Below are 18,918 nucleotides of genomic sequence, written 5' to 3' on the forward strand. Positions count from 1 at the left end.
GAGCGTCGGCCTGACACCTCCGCCCCACCCTTTTTCCAGCCGATACAAGCTGTTACTGTGACCGACCGCTGCCTGGATCGACCGCCGACTTGATACGTCACCTGCTGCTGACTTTCAGCCTGGTCTTGAGCACGACAGCCGCCGCGACCATCAGCGAAAGCCATGGTTACGCACAGTTCGGTGTCCTCAAGTACCCTGCCAGCTTCACGCATTTCGACTGGGTCAATCCTGAGGCGCCGAAGGCTGGCACCCTGCGAATCATGGCCAACGGCACGTTTGATACCCTCAACCCCTACACCTTCAAGGGCAGCAGCCCGATTTCGACGGCCAACTTCGGCCAGTACGGCGTCAGCGAACTCAACGAACCGCTGATGGTCGGCACCGGCCAATACGACCCGTCCGGCGATGAACCCACCTCCAGCTATGGCCTGATCGCCAAAACCGTCGAGTACAGCGAGGACCGCAGCTGGGTGGTCTTCAACCTGCGCCCCGAAGCGCGCTTTCACGACGGCAAGCGGATTACCGCCTACGACGTGGCGTTTTCCTACCGGACGCTGTTGAAGGACGGCCACCCGCAGTACCGCACCGCGCTTCAGGAAGTGCAGCGGGTGGACATCCTCAACCGCCACCGCATTCGTTTCGTGTTCAAGCGCGCCGGCAATCCATTATTGATTTTGCGCCTCGGCGAACTGCCGGTCCTGCCGCAGCATTACTGGAAGAACCGGGACTTCAAGGCCACCTCATTCGAGCCCCCGTTGGGCAGCGGCCCCTATCGCATCACCCAGGTGCGGCCGGGGCGCAGTCTGGTGTTCGAGCGCGTGAAGGATTATTGGGGCAAGGACCTGCCGGTCAACCGCGGCAAGTACAACTTCAATCGGGTGGAAGTGGAGTTCTACCGCGACGCCGACGTGGCGTTCGAAGCGTTCAAGGCGGGCGAGTTCGACATCTACATCGAGCATCAGGCGAAAAACTGGCTCACCGGCTATGACTTTCCGGCGGTAACCGAGGGCAAGGTGATCAAGGCGCAGATCCCGCACCAAATCCCGACGCAGACCCAGGGGCTGTTCATGAACACCCGCCGCGGCGCGTTCGCCGACATCCGCGTGCGCGAGGCCCTGGGGCTGATGTTTAACTTCGAATGGACCAACCGCACGCTGTTCAACGACGCCTACATGCGCTCGACCAGTTACTACCCCAACAGTGAATTCACCTCCAGCGGACTGCCCGCCGGCCGTGAGTTTCTAATGCTTTCGCCCTACCGCGAGCAACTGCCGGCCAGGCTGTTCACCCAGCCCTTCGCCGTGTCAAAAACCGACGGCGGCGGCGTGCCCCGGGATTCCATTCGCAAGGCGCTGGGGCTGCTGGCCGACGCAGGCTGGACGTTCACCGAGCGCGGCTTGACCAACCGCGCCGGCCAGCCGTTGCGTTTCGAAATACTTCTGGTCAACCCCAACCTAGAACGAATCCTGCAGCCCTACATCGAAGACCTCACGCGGATCGGCGTCGACGCGCACCTGCGCACCGTCGACCGCGCCCAGTACAAACAGCGGCTGGACCAGTTCGATTTCGACATGATTCTGATGACCCTGAACCAGACCCTCAGTCCGGGGCTGGAGCAATGGCAGTATTTCCATTCCAGCCAGGCCAGCATCAAAGGCAGTAAAAACTACGCCGGCGTCGCCAATCCGGTGGTCGACAACCTGCTCAACCAGCTGTTGGCCGCGAAGACCCGGGACGATCAAGTGGCGGCGACCCGCGCCCTGGATCGCGTGTTGCTGTGGCAGCACTACATGATCCCCAACTGGTACCTCAATAATCATCGTCTGGCGTATCGCAACCGGTTCGCCATGGTCGCCACCCCGCCCTATACCCTGGGCCTGCGTGCGTGGTGGCTCAAGCCTTCGGAGAAAACCCAATGACTGCCCTGCGCTCCCTGACCCGCGCCGGCGGCCTGTTTCTGAGTCCGTTCGTGCTGGCCCCGCTTCTGCTGGGCGTGACCGGTGCAGCCCACGCGGCCCCGCAACACGCCATCACCCTGTACAACGAAGCGCCGAAGTACCCGGCCGACTTCAAGCACTTCGATTACGTGAACCCGGACGCGCCCAAAGGCGGAATCCTGCGCAGCGCCGGTTTTGGCGGCTTCGACAGCCTCAACCCGTTCATCAGCAAAGGCGTGCCCGCCGACGACATCGGCTTGATCTACGACACCCTCGCCCGCCAGGGCCTGGACGAGCCGTTCACCGAGTACGGCCTGATCGCCGGCAAGATCGAAAAGGCCCCGGACAACAGCTGGGTGCGTTTCTACCTGCGCCCTGAAGCGAAATTCAACGACGGCCACCCGGTACGCGCCGAAGACGTGGTGTTCAGCTTCGAGACCCTGATCAAGGACGGCTCGCCGCTGTACCGCAGTTACTATGCGGACGTGGATCAGGCCGTCGCCGAAAACCCGACCACGGTGCTGTTCAAGTTCAAGCACAACAACAACCGCGAACTGCCGCTGATCCTCGGCCAGTTGCCGGTGCTGCCAAAACATTGGTGGGCCTCCCGCGACTTCAGCAAGGGCAACCTGGAAATTCCGCTGGGCAGCGGGCCGTACAAGGTCGTCGAGGTCAAGGCCGGCCGCTCGGTGCGCTACGAGCGGGTCAAGGATTACTGGGGCAAGGACCTGCCGATCAACAAGGGCTTCTACAACTTCGACCGGCTGTCCACCGACTACTACCGCGACAACACGGTGGCCCTCGAAGCACTTAAAGCCGGCGCCTTCGACTTCTGGCAGGAAATGGCGGCGAAGAACTGGGCGACGGCCTATGACGTTCCGGCTGTCAGAGAGGGTCGTCTGATCAAGGAAGAAATCCCTAACGGCAATCCCCAGGGCATGCAGGGTTTCATCTTCAACCTGCGCAAGCCGATGTTCCAGGACGTGCGCGTGCGTCAGGCCCTTAGCCTGTTGCTCGACTTCGAGTGGACCAACAAGCAGCTGTTCTTCGGCACCTACACCCGCACCAAAAGCTATTTCGACAATTCCGACATGGGCGCCAAAGGCCTGCCGACGCCTGCCGAGCTGAAGATTCTCGAGCCCTTGCGCGGCAAGCTGCCGGAATCGGTGTTCACCGAGGCATTCAAACTGCCGGTCACCGATGGCAGCGGCATCATCCGCGAGCAACAGCGCAAGGCGTTTCAGTTGCTTAAGGAGGCTGGCTGGAAAATCGTTGGCGACAAGATGGTCGACACCGACGGCAAGCCCGTCACCATCGAGTTTCTCCTGGCCCAGACCGAATTCGAGCGCGTGCTGCTGCCGTACAAACGCAACCTGGCCGACATCGGCATTGATCTGGAAATCCGCCGGGTCGACGTCTCCCAGTACATCACCCGCCGCCGCTCACGGGACTACGACATGATCGTCGGCAGTTTCCCGCAATCGAGCTCGCCGGGTAACGAGCAGCGCGAATACTGGGATTCCTCAGCCGCCGACAAGCCGGGCAGCTATAACGTCATCGGGCTCAAGGACCCGGCGGTCGACACGCTGGTGAACGGCTTGATCAACGCCGACTCGCGCCAGAGCCTGATCGACCACACCCGCGCCCTCGACCGCGCGCTGCTGTGGGGCTACTACGTGATCCCGAACTGGCACATCAAGACCTGGCGCGTCGCGTACTGGGATCACCTGGGCCACCCGGGCAAAACCCCGCTGTACGACATCGGCACCGTGACCTGGTGGGTCAAACCCGACGCGACGCCGGCCATTCCCGTGCAGGTCGCGCCGGACGCCGCCGAGCCTGAAACCGACCAGCCAAAAGGCACGGAGCAATAACATGCTGGCCTACATTCTGCGGCGTCTGCTGCTGATCATTCCGACCCTGTTCGGCATCTTGCTGATCAACTTCGTCATCATCCAGGCCGCGCCGGGTGGTCCGGTGGAGCAGATGATCGCCAAGCTTGAAGGCTTCGAAGGCGCCACCAGCCGCATCGCCGGCGGCGGCGCGGAAGTCTCGGTGGCCGGCTCGACCTATCGCGGCGCCCAGGGCCTGGACCCGGGCCTGATCAAGGAAATCGAGCACATGTACGGCTTCGACAAGTCGGCGCCGGAACGCTTGTGGATCATGGTCAAGAACTACGCCCATCTGGATTTCGGCGACAGCTTCTTCCGCGACGCCAAGGTCATCGACCTGATCGTCGAGAAGATGCCGGTGTCGATCTCCCTCGGGCTGTGGAGCACCTTAATCATGTACCTGGTGTCGATCCCCCTGGGGATCGCCAAAGCCACACGCCACGGCAGCCATTTCGACGTCTGGACCAGCTCGGCGATCATCGTCGGCTACGCCATTCCGGCGTTTCTGTTCGCCATTTTGCTGATCGTGGTGTTTGCCGGCGGCAGTTACTTCGACTGGTTCCCATTGCGCGGGCTGACATCGAGCAACTTCGATGAGATGAGCTGGCTGGGCAAAGTGGGCGACTACTTCTGGCACCTGGTGCTGCCGATCACCGCGCTGGTCATCGGCAATTTCGCCACCATGACCCTGCTGACGAAAAACAGCTTTCTCGACGAGATCGGCAAGCAATACGTGATCACCGCCAAGGCCAAGGGCCTGACCCAGCGCCGAGTTCTTTACGGCCACGTGTTCCGTAACGCCATGCTGCTGGTGATCGCAGGTTTCCCGTCGGCGTTCATTGGCATCTTCTTCACCGGCTCCCTGCTGGTTGAAGTGATCTTTTCCCTCGACGGCCTTGGCCTGATGAGTTTTGAAGCCGCGATCAACCGCGATTACCCGGTGGTGTTCGGCACCCTGTTCATCTTCACCCTGCTGGGGCTGGTGGTGAAACTGATCGGCGACCTGACCTACACGCTGGTTGACCCACGCATCGACTTCGACCGCAGGGATCATTGATATGACGTTGTCCCCTCTCAATCGACGCCGTTTCGAACGTTTCAAGGCCAACAAGCGTGGCTGGTGGTCCCTGTGGCTGTTTCTGATCCTGTTCGGCGCAAGCCTTGGCGCCGAACTTATCGCCAACGACAAACCCCTGGCCGTGCGCTACGACGGCGAGTGGTATTTCCCGGTGTTCAAGCGCTACCCGGAAACCACCTTCGGCGGCGAATTCCCGCTGGAAGCCAACTACAAGAGCCCGTACATCAAGGAGTTGCTGGCGGCCAAAGACGGCTGGACGCTGTGGGCGCCGATTCCGTTCAGCTACCAGAGCATCAACTACGACTTGAAAGTCCCCGCCCCGGCCCCGCCTTCGCGGGAGAACCTGCTGGGCACCGACGATCAGGGCCGCGACGTGCTGGCGCGGGTGATCTACGGCTTCCGGGTGTCGGTGCTGTTCGCCCTGACGCTGACGATCCTCAGCTCGATCATCGGCGTGATCGCCGGGGCGCTGCAGGGTTTCTACGGCGGCTGGGTGGACTTGATCGGCCAGCGCTTTCTGGAAATCTGGTCCGGGCTGCCGGTGCTTTATCTGCTGATCATCCTCGCCAGCTTCGTCCAGCCCAACTTCTGGTGGCTGCTGGGCATCATGTTGCTGTTTTCGTGGATGAGCCTGGTGGACGTGGTGCGCGCCGAGTTTCTGCGTGGCCGCAACCTCGAATACGTGCGCGCCGCCCGGGCGCTGGGCATGGAGAACGGCGCGATCATGTTCCGTCACATCCTGCCCAACGCGATGGTGTCGACCATGACCTTTATGCCGTTCATTCTCACTGGAGCCATCGGCACGCTGACCGCACTGGACTTCCTCGGCTTCGGCCTGCCTGCTGGCTCACCGTCCCTGGGCGAACTGGTCGCGCAAGGCAAATCCAACCTGCAGGCGCCGTGGCTGGGCATCAGCGCCTTCGCCGTGCTGGCGATCATGTTGAGCCTGCTGGTGTTTATCGGCGAATCCGCCCGCGACGCATTCGACCCGAGGAAATGAGATGAATCAGGACAATCTGGTCGAAATCCGCGACCTCTCCGTCGAATTCGTGAACGGCACCAACGTGCAGCGGGTGGTCGAGGGCATCAGCTTCGACATCCGCAAGGGCGAAACCCTGGCGCTGGTCGGAGAAAGCGGATCGGGCAAGTCAGTCACCGCCCACTCGATCCTGCGGCTGCTGCCTTACCCCCTCGCGCGCCATCCGACGGGGACGATTCGCTACGCCGGTGATGACCTGCTGAAAGTCAGTGAGAAGCGCCTGCGCGGCATTCGCGGCAATCGCATCGCGATGATCTTCCAGGAGCCGATGACGTCGCTGAACCCGCTGCAGTCCATCGAAAAACAGATCAACGAAGTGCTCGGCCTGCACAAGGGCCTGACCGGCAAAGCCGCGACGCGACGGACGCTGGAGCTGCTCGATCTGGTGGGCATTCCGGAGCCGGCCAAGCGCTTGAAAGCCCTCCCCCACGAGCTGTCCGGCGGCCAACGCCAGCGGGTGATGATTGCGATGGCCCTGGCCAACGAGCCCGAGCTGTTGATCGCCGATGAGCCGACCACCGCGCTGGACGTCACGGTGCAGCTGAAAATCCTCGAGCTGCTCAAGGAATTGCAGGCCCGGCTGGGCATGGCCTTGCTGCTGATCAGCCACGATTTGAACGTCGTCAGGCAAATTGCCAACCGAGTATGTGTCATGCAGCGCGGTTGCATCGTCGAACAGGCATCGTGCGAAGAGCTGTTCCGCGCGCCGCAGCATCCGTACACCCGGGAATTGCTCAGCGCCGAGCCCAAAGGCGGGCCGGCGAACAACCCGCCGGGCGCGCCAATGCTGGAAGTCGAGGACCTGCGGGTCTGGTTTCCGATCAAGAAAGGCGTGTTCAAGCGCACCGTCGATCACGTCAAGGCCGTCGACGGCATCCACTTCAGTCTGCCCAAGGGCCAGACGCTGGGGATTGTCGGCGAGAGCGGCTCAGGCAAATCAACGCTCGGCCTGGCGATCCTGCGGTTGATTCGCAGCGAAGGCGAGATACGCTTTCACGGGCATTCGCTGGGCGCGATGAATCAACATCAGGTCAGGCCGCTGCGGCGGCAGATGCAGGTGGTGTTTCAGGACCCGTTCGGCAGCCTGAGCCCGCGCATGTCGGTGTGTGACATCGTCGGCGAAGGCCTGCGAATCCACAAGATGGGCACGCCGGTCGAGCAGGAAGCGGCGGTGATCGAAGCGCTCAAGGAAGTGGGCCTTGATCCAGCGACCCGGCACCGCTACCCCCACGAGTTTTCCGGGGGACAACGGCAAAGGATCGCCATTGCCCGGGCATTAGTGTTAAAACCGGCGCTGATTTTGCTGGACGAGCCGACGTCGGCCCTCGACCGCACCGTTCAGCGTCAAGTGGTGGAGCTGTTACGCTCCCTGCAAACCAAGTACAACCTGACATATTTGTTCATCAGCCATGATCTGGCGGTGGTCAAGGCGTTAAGCCACCAACTGATGGTGGTCAAGCAAGGCCAAGTGGTCGAACAGGGTGTGGCAGAAGCCATCTTCGCCGCACCGCAACATCCTTATACACAGCAGCTGCTGGAGGCCGCCTTCTTGGCGCCGGCAGCTGTCGATTAACCTGAAGAGGAACAAAACAATGGGTTTTCTCGCCGGTAAGCGCGTCCTGATCGTCGGTGTCGCCAGCAAATTGTCCATCGCATCCGGTATCGCTGCCGCCATGCACCGTGAAGGCGCCGAGCTTGCTTTCACCTATCAGAACGAAAAACTCAAGAAGCGCGTCGAGGAATTCGCCGAGGGCTGGGGTTCGAACGCTGACCTGTGCTTCCCTTGCGACGTCGCCAGCGACGAAGAAATCGCCAAGGTCTTCGAAGAGTTGAGCAAGAAGTGGGACGGTCTGGACTGCATCGTGCACTCCGTTGGCTTCGCGCCGGGCGACCAACTGGACGGTGACTTCACCCAAGCCACCACCCGTGAAGGTTTCCGTATTGCTCACGACATCAGCGCCTACAGCTTCGTGGCCCTGGCCAAGGCCGGCCGCGATCTGATGAAGGGCCGCAATGGCAGCCTGCTGACCCTGTCGTACCTGGGCGCCGAGCGCACCATGCCGAACTACAACGTGATGGGCATGGCCAAGGCCAGCCTTGAAGCCGGCGTCCGTTACCTGGCCCGCAGCCTCGGCCCGGAAGGTACACGCGTCAACGCAGTATCGGCTGGCCCGATCCGTACCCTCGCGGCGTCGGGGATTTCGAACTTCCGCAAAATGCTAGCCGCGAACGAGGCACAGACTCCACTGCGTCGCAACGTGACCATTGAAGAAGTGGGTAACGCTGGCGCGTTCTTGTGCTCTGACCTGGCGTCCGGTGTCAGCGGCGAGATCATGTACGTCGACGGTGGTTTCAACACCACGGCGATGGGTGATCTGGAAGGTTGATGGTTGCTTGCCCGTTTTCAGAGTGACGACGCTCTGAAACTGGCGCAAAACCTGTAAGCGCTGGCTAGCTGGCGAAAGCGGTGGATCAGACGGCCCTGTGGCTGGATGATCTGCCGTTTTTTTTGGCTCCGGCTTTGGCGCTGGCGTCGGTGTGAAAATCCGAGGTTACGGGCGACGCTGGTAGGATCTGCCTAACGGCAGATATTTCGCCTTCGGCGAGTTACTTGGAAAAGCACCCCAAGTAACCAAGGGTGCTTGCTCCTGGCTAGGCCCCTCGTTCCTCGGGGTTCCCTCACTCCGACGACGCTCCGTGGGCCCGCGCCGAACGGACATCCATGTCCTAGCGGCGCTCTCGCGGCATCCATGCCGCTCGGCCCACTCCGCGTCGTCTGCGTTCGGCCTGCACCCAAGTCGCGATAGGGGTCGTCTGGACGTTATGTGCTTGAAGATCAAGATCTAGATCAACAGCAACAGCTTCCCGGCTAAAGCCGGTCCCACTAAAAAGCACACCGCGTACACCTTGTGGGACCGGCTTTAGCCGGGAAGGCGTCAGGTGCTACAACGCAAATGTGAGGGTGTCCAAACTGGCCTCTTCCCGGCTAAAAGCCGGTCCCACTTAAGGCACCGCGGACCCACAGTAGGACCGGCTTCAGCCGGGAAGCTGTTGACCTGCTTTTGATCTTTGAACACAGAAAGCTCAGACACCGCAGAACGCGACTTGGGTGCAGGCTGAACGGAGGTCTCGCGGAGTGGGCCGAGCCGCATGGATGCGGCGAGAGCGCCGTCAGGACATGGATGTCCGTTCGGCGCGGGCCCACGGAGCGAGACCGGAGTGAAGGAACCCTGACGAAGGAAGGGCCTAACCAGGAGCAGGCACCCTTGGTTACTTGGGGTGCTTTTCCAAGTAACTCGCCGAAGGCGAAATGTCTGCCGTGAGGCAGACGCTTGTGCTCTTCATACACCTCGCCGCAGGTGCCTCGGACCGCATGCTCCGAACACCGGCCACAAAAAAAGCCCCGACTCTTGCGAGTCGGGGCTTTCTGTTAGCAGCGTTCTGTGTCGATCAATACTTCTCGATCTTCGCCGCCGCCTCCAACTGCTTACGGTAGGCCGCGAAATCCTGCTGACCCTCACGGGATGACAGGAAACGACGATACTGGCTCTTCTCCTCATCCGACGCCGGCGCCGCCTGATTCACGCCGTTCAGACGCACAATCACAAAACTGCCATCCGCCGCCGTCAGGCTGCCATATACCGGCTTGTCCTTGCCTTCAGGCTTCGGCATACGGAACACCGCCTGCAACACCTGAGGATCGACACCTTCCTGGCTGCGTGAGGCCGCTTCCACGACCTTCCAGCTCTGACCTTCCTGCTTGGTCGCCGTATACGGCACCTTGCCGTCACGCAGGCCTGCCAGGAGCGCCTCGCCCTTGGCCTTCATCGCATCGCTGGCATGTTCTTTCGCCAGTTGCGCACGAATCGGCGCCGACACCGCTTCCAGTGGCAATTGCTCCGGCTGACGGTGCTCCTTGGCATGCACCACCACCACAGTCTCCGGATCCAGTTCCAGCGCAGAACTGTTGGAACCCTCTTCCATCACTTCCGGACTGAACGCCGCTTGAATCACCGCGCGGTTGGCTGCAATCCCTTCGCCACCCTCGCGACCGAACGGCGCGGTCGTCTGCACTTTCAGACCCAGATCCTGAGCCGGTTGAGACAGGTCGGACGCTTCGAACGCAGCGTCTTCCAGCTTCTTGCTCGCATCAACAAACTTCTGCTCGACCTGCTGAGACTTCAGCTCGTGGGTCAGCTTCTCCTTCAGGCTGGCGAACGTCGGTACCGACGGCGCTTCAACGCCCAGCAGCTTGATCAAGTGCCAGCCGAACTGACTGCGAACGGGTGCCGAAACCTGATCCTTGTTCAGCGCGTACAGCGCGTCTTCAAACGCTGGATCGTAGACGCCCTTGCCGGCGTAGCCCAGGTCACCACCTTTGGTCGACGAGCCCGGATCCTGAGAGAATTCCTTTGCCAGCGCCGCAAAATCTTCGCCTTTGGCCACGCGCTGCTGGATCTCTTCGATTTTGGCTTTCGCCTGAGCATCCGTGGTCTTGTCGTTGACTTCGATCAGGATGTGCGCCCCACGGCGCTGCTCGGCCAGGTTCGCGATTTCTTTCTGATAGGCCGCCTGCAGGTCTTCGTCCTTCACCGAAACCTTATCGAAGAAGGAAGACTTCTTCAGTTCGATGTAGTCGAGCACCACTTGCTCAGGACTCAGGAACTCTTTGGCGTGTTGATCGTAGTGCGCCTTGATCTCGTCGTCGGTGACTTTAACGCTCGACGGATCGGCCGGAAGGGTCAGCGTAGCGAAATCGCGGGTCTGTTTTTCCAGGCGGGCGAACGCGTCGACCTGGGCGTCAGTCACGAACGCACTGCCGCCGATGCCGGCACGAATCTGGCCGATCAGCATTTCCTGACCCAGAATCTGGCGGAACTGCAGGCGGGTGTAACCAAGCTGGCGAATGACCTGATCGAAGCGATCGGCGTTGAATTTACCGTCGACCTGGAATTCCGGTGTCAGCAACATTTGCTGATCCAGCGCAGCTTCGGAGAAGCCGAATTTGGAGTCAGCGGCGCCCTGCAACAGCAACTTGCGCTCGATCAGGCCTTTGAGGGCCGAGTCACGCAGCATCTTTTCGTTGAGCATCGCAGGATCGAAATCCTTGCCCAGCTGTTGCATCAGTTGGCGGCGCTGCATTTCAACCGCTTGACCCAGTTCAGCCTGGGTGACTTCCTCGCCATTGACCTTCGCAGCGTCCTGAGAATGGCTGGTAGCCCGAAAAATGGCATCGAAGCCGGTCAGGGCCATCAGGGCGATGATGACCCCGATGATGGTTTTGGCAATCCAGCCCTGTGAATTGTCCCTGATATTCTGCAGCATGTATCCCCCAGAGGGTTGTACTCGACTCACCAGGCTGCTGCACACGGTAACGCGGAGCGTGGGTTGAATCCGGATAGAAGAAAGGCGCATCCGAGGATGCGCCTTCTCGTAACTTGCAGAGCGGACGGGGTTCGATGTGCGTTCCCCGAGTGACAGTCCAGCGCTTGACCAACCGCACGTACCGCTTCACGCCCCGAACAGAGATAACGCTGTCCAGGACGGGCAAAGTAAAAAGAAACTTAGTTGACGGCTTCTTTCAGAGCTTTACCGGCTTTGAAGCCTGGTTTCTTGGCCGCTGGAATTTCCAGGGTTTTACCGGTCTGAGGGTTACGGCCGGTACGGGCAGGACGATCAGTGACGGAGAAAGTGCCGAAGCCCACCAGTACAACAGAGTCGCCAGCCTTGAGAGCGCCAGTGACGGATTCGATTACAGCGTCCAGCGCACGGCCAGCAGCAGCTTTCGGGATGTCAGCGGATGCGGCGATGGCATCAATCAGTTCCGACTTGTTCACTCTAAGTCCCCTTATATATTTGAGTATTTCTAAGTTTTTTTTGGTGTAACCAAACGAACACTGAGCGGCCTGAACAGGCTTGAAGAGCCGCTTTATAGCAAGGGCCCCAAAAACCTGTCAAGGAAGGCCTCCCAGACTAATGCGTGCTGATCCTCTCCTTGGCATCAGACTCGCGCTTTTCATCCTTGGCAACCATCTCGGGAGCCACATCCGGCAAGGGCTGCGGCGCGTATTGCAGCGCAATTTGGAGGACCTCGTCAATCCATTTAACCGGTTTGATCTGCAGGTCTGCCTTGATGTTGTCCGGAATCTCCTTCAGATCGCGAACGTTCTCTTCCGGGATGATCACTGTCTTGATGCCACCACGGTGAGCGGCCAGCAATTTCTCCTTGAGACCACCGATGGCCAGCACCTGTCCACGCAGGGTGATTTCACCCGTCATGGCAACGTCAGCACGGACAGGAATCCCCGTCAGGGCCGACACCAGTGCCGTGCACATGCCTACGCCTGCGCTTGGGCCGTCTTTTGGCGTCGCACCTTCCGGCATATGGATGTGCGTGTCGCGTTTCTCGTGGAAGTCCAGAGGAATGCCCAGGCTCTTCGCACGGCTGCGCACAACAGTCAGCGCTGCCGTGATCGATTCGACCATGACATCGCCCAGCGAGCCGGTCTTGATCAATTGACCCTTGCCCGGAACAACCGCCGCTTCGATGGTCAGCAACTCGCCGCCCACCTGCGTCCAGGCCAGACCGGTCACTTGACCGACCTGATCCTGCTGCTCGGCCAGGCCATAACGGAATTTGCGCACGCCCAGGAAGTTCTCGAGCATATCCGCCGTAACGACCACGGAAAAACGCTTCTCGTGGGCATGTTCCTTGACCGCCTTGCGGCACACCTTGGCGATCTGACGCTCAAGGCTGCGCACGCCCGCTTCACGGGTGTAGTAGCGGATGATGTCGCGAATCGCCTCGACTTCGAACTCGATCTCCCCTTTCTTCAAGCCGTTGGCAGCGATCTGCTTGGGCGAGAGGTACTTGGTCGCGATGTTGATCTTCTCGTCTTCGGTGTAGCCGGGCAGACGGATGACTTCCATACGGTCGAGCAGCGCCGGCGGAATGTTCATTGAGTTGGCGGTACACAGGAACATCACGTCGGACAGGTCGTAATCGACTTCGAGGTAATGGTCGTTGAAGTTGTGGTTCTGCTCGGGGTCGAGCACTTCCAGCAACGCCGACGCCGGGTCACCACGCATGTCGCTGCCCATCTTGTCGATTTCATCGAGCAGGAACAGCGGGTTGCGAACGCCAACCTTGGTCATTTTCTGGATCAGACGACCAGGCATCGAACCGATGTAGGTGCGACGGTGACCGCGAATTTCAGCTTCATCGCGCACGCCGCCCAGAGCCATACGCACGAACTTGCGATTGGTGGCGTGGGCGATCGACTCGGCCAGCGAGGTTTTACCCACGCCAGGAGGACCGACCAGACACAACACCGGGCCACGAATCTTCTTCACGCGCTTTTGCACGGCGAGGTATTCAAGGATCCGCTCTTTGACTTCTTCCAGACCGTAGTGGTCAGCGTCAAGGATGTCCTCGGCGCGGGCGAGGTCAAGACGCACCTTGCTCTGGGCCTTCCACGGCACCTGGACCAGCCAGTCGATGTAGGAGCGAACGACAGTGGCCTCCGCTGACATCGGCGACATCTGCTTGAGCTTGTTCAGCTCGGCGGTGGCTTTGGTCATCGCGTCCTTGGGCAGGCCGGCGGCATCGATGCGCTTTTTCAGCTCTTCAATTTCGTTGTGGCCTTCTTCGCTGTCACCGAGTTCCTTCTGAATGGCCTTCATCTGCTCATTCAGGTAGTACTCGCGCTGACTGCGCTCCATCTGCTTTTTCACGCGACCGCGGATGCGCTTCTCGACCTGAAGCAAGTCGATTTCGGCATCTAGCAACGCCAGCACGTGTTCAACACGGGCTGGCAGGTCAATGATCTCGAGGATCTCCTGCTTTTGCTCGATCTTCAGCGCCATGTGAGCAGCCATGGTGTCGACCAGACGACCCGGCTCATCGATGCTGTTGAGGGAGGAAAGCACTTCAGCCGGGACTTTTTTGCCCAGCTGTACGTATTGTTCGAACTGAGCCAGCAGGCTGCGAACGAAGACTTCGGATTCACGATCCGGGGCGTCGACTTCATCGATCAACGCAACCTCGGCGCGGCAGTGGCCGTCTACCTCAATGAAGCGCTCGACCGAGCCACGCTGCTCGCCTTCGACCAGCACCTTCACGGTACCGTCCGGCAGCTTCAACAATTGCAGCACGGTGGCAACGGTGCCGACGTTGTACAACGCGTCTTCGCCGGGATCGTCGTCCGCCGGGTTTCGTTGCGCCAGCAGCAGGATCTGCTTGTCGCCGGTCATCGCCGCTTCCAGGGCCTCGATCGACTTCTCGCGCCCCACGAACAGCGGGATAACCATATGCGGGTAAACCACAACATCGCGCAATGGCAAGAGAGGCAGTTCAATGGTCGTCTTCATGATTTCGCCTCTACGGCGGCCTTCAGGCCATGGACAGATATAAATAAGCTGAAAATCAAGATGGGGGTAGAACCTTAAAAAAACAAGCGCCGGGTTGAGTTAAAACGAAAGGATGCTTAAACGCAGACCGGCTTCGGAAGAAACGCGAAAAGGGCCCGAGGGCCCTTTTCGTTTCCAGTCGCCCGGTACGTTGCCAGCAGGCTACGCGTCGGGTGCCGCCTTGGCAGGTGGCTCGCTGTTTTCATAAATCAACAGCGGCTTGGAGGTGCCCTCGATCACGCTTTCATCGATCACCACCTTGCTCACGTCGGACTGCGACGGGATCTCGTACATGGTGTCGAGGAGAACGCCTTCGAGGATGGAGCGCAGACCGCGAGCACCGGTCTTGCGCTCAAGCGCACGACGGGCAACCGATTTCAACGCATCCGGGCGGAACTCGAGGTCCACGCCTTCCATCTCGAACAGCTTGCCGTATTGCTTGGTCAGCGCGTTCTTCGGCTCGGTCAGAATCTGCATCAGCGCAGCTTCGTCCAGCTCGTCCAGCGTCGCCAGTACAGGCAGACGACCCACGAATTCCGGAATCAGACCAAACTTGACCAGATCGTCAGGCTCGACTTCACGCAGGGACTCGCCGACCTTCTTGCCTTCTTCCTTGCTGCGCACCTCGGCGTTGAAGCCGATGCCGCCTTTGGTGGAGCGATTCTGGATGACCTTTTCCAGGCCAGAGAACGCACCGCCGCAGATGAAGAGGATATTGCGCGTGTCCACCTGCAGGAATTCCTGCTGCGGATGCTTGCGACCGCCTTGAGGCGGAACGGAAGCGACAGTGCCCTCAATCAGCTTCAACAAGGCCTGCTGCACGCCTTCGCCCGACACATCACGGGTGATGGAAGGGTTGTCGGACTTGCGCGAAATCTTGTCGATTTCGTCGATGTAGACGATACCCATCTGGGCCTTCTCAACATCGTAATCGCACTTCTGCAACAGCTTCTGGATGATGTTCTCGACGTCCTCACCCACATAACCGGCTTCGGTCAGGGTGGTGGCGTCAGCGATGGTGAACGGAACGTTGAGCAACCGAGCCAGCGTTTCCGCCAGCAGCGTCTTGCCGGAGCCCGTGGGGCCGATCAGCAGGATGTTGCTCTTGCCCAGTTCAACGTCGTCGTTTTTCTTGTCACGCTGGTTCAGTCGCTTGTAGTGGTTGTACACCGCTACTGCGAGAACCTTTTTGGCACGTTCCTGACCAATGACGTACTGGTCAAGGATGCCGCTGATTTCTTTAGGCGATGGCAGTTTATGCGCGCTGCTCTCGGCCTGTGCTTCCTGCACCTCCTCGCGGATGATGTCGTTGCACAGGTCGACGCACTCGTCACAAACAAATACCGAGGGGCCGGCAATCAACTTGCGCACTTCATGCTGGCTTTTGCCACAGAAGGAGCAATAAAGCAGTTTGCCGTTGTCCTCGCCGTTGCGGGTGTCAGTCATTCGATCGATCCAATCCGGTAGGCTTGCAACACAAGATGAGGGCAATTGCTCGATTTTTCAAGTCCACAGGCGGCATGGATGTATCAACCGCCCGGGATTATTGCCCTTCACGCAATCATTTGGTCATTTGACGCCGGTCGATCACCGAGTCCACCAAACCATATTCAGCAGCGCGTTCGGCGCTCATGAAGTTGTCGCGGTTGGTGTCGCGCTCGATTGCTTCCAGCGTCTGGCCGGTGTGGTGCGCCAGCAGCTCGTTCAGACGTTGACGGATGAACAGGATTTCTTTCGCGTGGATGTCAATGTCCGACGCCTGGCCCTGAAAACCGCCCAACGGCTGGTGAATCATGACGCGAGAGTTCGGCAGTGCGAACCGCTTGCCCTTGGCGCCACCGGCCAGCAGGAAAGCGCCCATGCTGCAGGCCTGGCCCATGACGGTCGTCGAAACGTCCGGCTTGATGAACTGCATGGTGTCGTAGATCGCCATGCCCGCAGTCACCGAACCGCCTGGGGAGTTGATGTAAAGATGGATGTCCTTGTCCGGGTTTTCCGCTTCAAGGAACAGCAGCTGCGCCGAGATGAGGTTGGCCATGTAGTCTTCAACCGGACCGACCAGGAAGATGACGCGTTCCTTGAGCAGGCGGGAGTAGATGTCATAGGCGCGCTCGCCACGGGCGGACTGCTCGATAACCATCGGGACCAGGCCGCCAGCGGCCTGGATGTCAGAGTTCTGCTGAATATAAGAATTGCGGGACATGTCTCGCATTCACTCCCAAATAGTCATGTCTTGAATACGCATAAGCCAGCGCGAAGGCTGGCTTATGGTGTTTTCGAACGAGAGAAGGAAATCAGTCGGCTTGTGGAGCTTCAACCGGCTTGACTGCCTCTTCGTACGAGACCGCTTTGTCGGTCACGCTCGCTTTCTGCAAAACAGTATCCACAACTTGTTCTTCCAGCACAACCGAACGAACTTCGTTCATTTGCTGTTCGTTCTTGTAGTACCAGGCCACAACCTGCTCTGGCTCCTGGTAAGCGGAAGCCATTTCCTGAATCAGCTCGCGAACGCGAGTGTCTTCAGGCTTGAGGTCGAATTGCTTGACGACTTCAGCCACGATCAGGCCCAGTTCAACGCGGCGCTTGGCCTGCTCTTCGAACAGCTCTGCCGGCAGTTGGTCAGGCTTGATGTTGCCGCCGAACTGCTGAACAGCCTGAACGCGCAGACGATTCACTTCGTTTTCCAGCAGCGCTTTAGGCACTTCGATCGGGTTGGCGGCCAGCAGACCGTCCATTACCTGATTCTTGACCTTGGACTTGATGGCCTGACGCAGCTCGCGCTCCATGTTCTTGCGAACTTCGGTGCGGAAGCCTTCGATGTTGGTTTCCTTGATGCCGAACTGCTTGAAGAAGGTCTCGTTCAGTTCAGGCAGTGTCGGTGCCGACACAGTGTTGACAGTGACGGTGAACTCGGCGGTTTTGCCAGCCAGTTCCAGATTCTGATAATCCTCTGGGAAGGTCAGATTCAGAACGCGCTCTTCACCGGCTTTGGCGCCGACCAGACCGTCTTCGAAACCCGGGATCATGCGACCCGAACCCAGCACCAGCTGAGTACCGGTGGCCGAACCGCCAGCGAACGCTTCGCCGTCGATCTTGCCGACGAAGTCAATGTTCAGTTGGTCTTCATTTTGCGCAGCGCGGTCAACGACTTCGAAGCTGACGTTCTGCTTGCGCAGGATTTCCAGCATGTTGTCCAGGTCGGAATCAGCGACGTCAGCCGACAGACGCTCGACGGAAATGGACTCGAAACCGGCAACGGTGAATTCAGGGAACACTTCGAAAGTAGCGATGTACTCGAGGTCCTTGCCCTTTTCGAAGGTTTTAGGCTCGACGGACGGTGCGCCGGCCGGGTTCAGCTTTTGCTCGACGACTGCTTCGTAGAAGGTCGCCTGGATCAGGTCGCCCAGTGCTTCTTGACGAGCACCGTCTTCGTAACGCTGGCGGATCACGCTCATAGGCACTTTGCCTGGGCGGAAGCCCGGGATCTTGGCTTTACGTGCGGTCTGCTGCAGACGCTTGTTGACTTCAGTCTCGATGCGCTCAGCGGGCACGCCAATGGTCATGCGGCGCTCGAGAGCGGAAGTGTTTTCAACAGAAACTTGCATGGATATTCCTCGTTGCACAGACGTTAGCCGGCCGTTTCCGACCCCAGAATCAAGGGCAAGCATTCTAGTGGGTCAAACTCAAGAAGTCACCCTACTGAACAAGGGTAAATAAAGTGGCATGCAGCCCGGGAATCGCAGACGACTGTTTCAGCCTGCGGGAGGTGTCTGGAACGCACCTGATACGCCCCTATATAAAAGGAAGCAAAAGGACGACCGAAACATGATCCAGTCCCTGGAAGCACACCGGACGAGCCCTGTGTCATAGGCCCATCAAGCTCGCACCGCGTTAAAAAGCAGCACGCTGAAACAAAAAAAGCCGCACTAGGCGGCTTTCTTTCGCCCCTCAACACCCGAGGTGTTGCGAGACTTGTAACTGGTGCGGACGGAGAGACTCGAACTCTCACACCTTTCGGCGCTGGAACCTAAATCCAGTGTGTCTACCAATTCCACCACATCCGCGTTTTGAAGCGCTTAAAGCAAAGGCGCCAGATCAAGAATCTGGCGCCTTTTCGAATATGGGGTGGACGAAGGGGATCGAACCCTCGACAACGGGAGTCACAATCCCGTGCTCTACCAACTGAGCTACGCCCACCATATTGCGTTGTAACCGACGCATTCAAACTGAATGCCACTTGTGCCAAAGCTGCCTAATGGCGCACCCGGCAGGACTCGAACCTGCGACCATCCGCTTAGAAGGCGGATGCTCTATCCAGCTGAGCTACGGGCACTTATTTCATTTGCCTTCATGAGACTGCAAATTAAGAGCTTTCAATCACGCTGAGCCGATCTTAACTCTACCTGACTTATTCAACCTTTCGACCTGATCTACCGCTTCCGGCTTATCCTGTGTGGGGTTGTGCCCGACAAGTGCGACGAATCTTATAGACGGCCCAAAAGGTCGTCAACACTTTTTTCTAAAAAATTCAGTTAATTAAAGGGCTTAGCTTATTAAGCGGAC

The 18,918-nt window shown here is 59.3% G+C and carries 12 protein-coding genes and 3 tRNA genes; 6 read left to right on the plus strand and 9 right to left on the minus strand.

Going from position 1 to position 18,918, the window contains the following annotated elements:
- The first annotated feature begins 89 nt into the window (after positions 1 to 89).
- Genes AC3ISG_RS17705 through fabI form a run of 6 tightly spaced genes read left to right on the plus strand, consistent with a single transcriptional unit; the run spans position 90 to position 8,333 of the window.
- On the plus strand, positions 90 to 1,919 hold the full coding sequence (locus AC3ISG_RS17705; protein ID WP_489297580.1) for an extracellular solute-binding protein: 1,830 nt from the start codon (positions 90 to 92) through the stop codon (positions 1,917 to 1,919).
- Positions 1,916 to 3,811: an extracellular solute-binding protein gene (locus AC3ISG_RS17710; RefSeq protein WP_489297581.1), complete on the plus strand. Its 1,896-nt coding sequence runs from the start codon at positions 1,916 to 1,918 to the stop codon at positions 3,809 to 3,811. Before AC3ISG_RS17705 ends, AC3ISG_RS17710 begins: the two co-directional genes overlap by 4 nt.
- A 1-nt stretch (position 3,812) precedes the next feature.
- Positions 3,813 to 4,886, plus strand: a complete 1,074-nt coding sequence (locus AC3ISG_RS17715; protein ID WP_074891212.1) for a microcin C ABC transporter permease YejB — start codon at positions 3,813 to 3,815, stop codon at positions 4,884 to 4,886.
- 1 nt (position 4,887) lies between these two features.
- Positions 4,888 to 5,907: an ABC transporter permease gene (locus AC3ISG_RS17720; protein ID WP_074891214.1), complete on the plus strand. Its 1,020-nt coding sequence runs from the start codon at positions 4,888 to 4,890 to the stop codon at positions 5,905 to 5,907.
- A gap of 1 nt (position 5,908) precedes the next feature.
- Positions 5,909 to 7,519, plus strand: coding sequence for an ABC transporter ATP-binding protein (locus AC3ISG_RS17725; RefSeq protein WP_489297582.1), 1,611 nt, complete (start codon positions 5,909 to 5,911; stop codon positions 7,517 to 7,519).
- Between the two features lie 19 nt (positions 7,520 to 7,538).
- Complete coding sequence (fabI, locus tag AC3ISG_RS17730; RefSeq protein ID WP_331106262.1) at positions 7,539 to 8,333, plus strand: enoyl-ACP reductase FabI; 795 nt, start codon at positions 7,539 to 7,541, stop codon at positions 8,331 to 8,333.
- A 1,063-nt stretch (positions 8,334 to 9,396) separates the two neighbouring features.
- Here the strand turns inward: fabI and AC3ISG_RS17735 are convergent.
- From AC3ISG_RS17735 to AC3ISG_RS17775, 9 genes are all read right to left on the minus strand, one after another.
- Positions 9,397 to 11,271, minus strand: coding sequence for a SurA N-terminal domain-containing protein (locus AC3ISG_RS17735; protein WP_489297583.1), 1,875 nt, complete (start codon positions 11,269 to 11,271; stop codon positions 9,397 to 9,399).
- A gap of 239 nt (positions 11,272 to 11,510) precedes the next feature.
- Complete coding sequence (locus tag AC3ISG_RS17740; protein WP_272631174.1) at positions 11,511 to 11,798, minus strand: HU family DNA-binding protein; 288 nt, start codon at positions 11,796 to 11,798, stop codon at positions 11,511 to 11,513.
- 121 nt (positions 11,799 to 11,919) lie between these two features.
- Complete coding sequence (lon, locus tag AC3ISG_RS17745) at positions 11,920 to 14,316, minus strand: endopeptidase La (protein ID WP_122537615.1); 2,397 nt, start codon at positions 14,314 to 14,316, stop codon at positions 11,920 to 11,922.
- A gap of 201 nt (positions 14,317 to 14,517) precedes the next feature.
- Positions 14,518 to 15,801: an ATP-dependent Clp protease ATP-binding subunit ClpX gene (gene clpX, locus AC3ISG_RS17750; protein ID WP_037013640.1), complete on the minus strand. Its 1,284-nt coding sequence runs from the start codon at positions 15,799 to 15,801 to the stop codon at positions 14,518 to 14,520.
- Positions 15,802 to 15,916: 115 nt separating this feature from the next.
- Positions 15,917 to 16,558 (minus strand): ATP-dependent Clp endopeptidase proteolytic subunit ClpP, encoded by a 642-nt coding sequence (clpP, locus tag AC3ISG_RS17755; RefSeq protein WP_122537614.1) that lies wholly within the window; start codon positions 16,556 to 16,558, stop codon positions 15,917 to 15,919.
- Positions 16,559 to 16,649: 91 nt separating this feature from the next.
- Complete coding sequence (tig, locus tag AC3ISG_RS17760; protein WP_122537613.1) at positions 16,650 to 17,960, minus strand: trigger factor; 1,311 nt, start codon at positions 17,958 to 17,960, stop codon at positions 16,650 to 16,652.
- Positions 17,961 to 18,334: 374 nt separating this feature from the next.
- Positions 18,335 to 18,419 (minus strand) — tRNA-Leu (locus AC3ISG_RS17765).
- A 57-nt stretch (positions 18,420 to 18,476) separates the two neighbouring features.
- Positions 18,477 to 18,552 (minus strand) — tRNA-His (locus AC3ISG_RS17770).
- Between the two features lie 59 nt (positions 18,553 to 18,611).
- Positions 18,612 to 18,688 (minus strand) — tRNA-Arg (locus AC3ISG_RS17775).
- Between the last annotated feature and the right edge of the window lie 230 nt (positions 18,689 to 18,918).

It is taken from the genome of Pseudomonas sp. GL_135, assembly GCF_057834665.1.

Bases quoted from the DNA above. Each gene is read 5' to 3' on its own strand.
- AC3ISG_RS17725 (WP_489297582.1), top strand. From the start codon at position 5,909: ATGAATCAGGACAATCTGGTCGAAATCCGCGACCTCTCCGTCGAATTC.
- fabI (WP_331106262.1), top strand. From the start codon at position 7,539: ATGGGTTTTCTCGCCGGTAAGCGCGTCCTGATCGTCGGTGTCGCCAGC.
- AC3ISG_RS17715 (WP_074891212.1), top strand. From the start codon at position 3,813: ATGCTGGCCTACATTCTGCGGCGTCTGCTGCTGATCATTCCGACCCTG.
- clpX (WP_037013640.1), bottom strand. From the start codon at position 15,801: ATGACTGACACCCGCAACGGCGAGGACAACGGCAAACTGCTTTATTGC.
- clpP (WP_122537614.1), bottom strand. From the start codon at position 16,558: ATGTCCCGCAATTCTTATATTCAGCAGAACTCTGACATCCAGGCCGCT.
- AC3ISG_RS17720 (WP_074891214.1), top strand. From the start codon at position 4,888: ATGACGTTGTCCCCTCTCAATCGACGCCGTTTCGAACGTTTCAAGGCC.
- tig (WP_122537613.1), bottom strand. From the start codon at position 17,960: ATGCAAGTTTCTGTTGAAAACACTTCCGCTCTCGAGCGCCGCATGACC.
- lon (WP_122537615.1), bottom strand. From the start codon at position 14,316: ATGAAGACGACCATTGAACTGCCTCTCTTGCCATTGCGCGATGTTGTG.
- AC3ISG_RS17735 (WP_489297583.1), bottom strand. From the start codon at position 11,271: ATGCTGCAGAATATCAGGGACAATTCACAGGGCTGGATTGCCAAAACC.
- AC3ISG_RS17710 (WP_489297581.1), top strand. From the start codon at position 1,916: ATGACTGCCCTGCGCTCCCTGACCCGCGCCGGCGGCCTGTTTCTGAGT.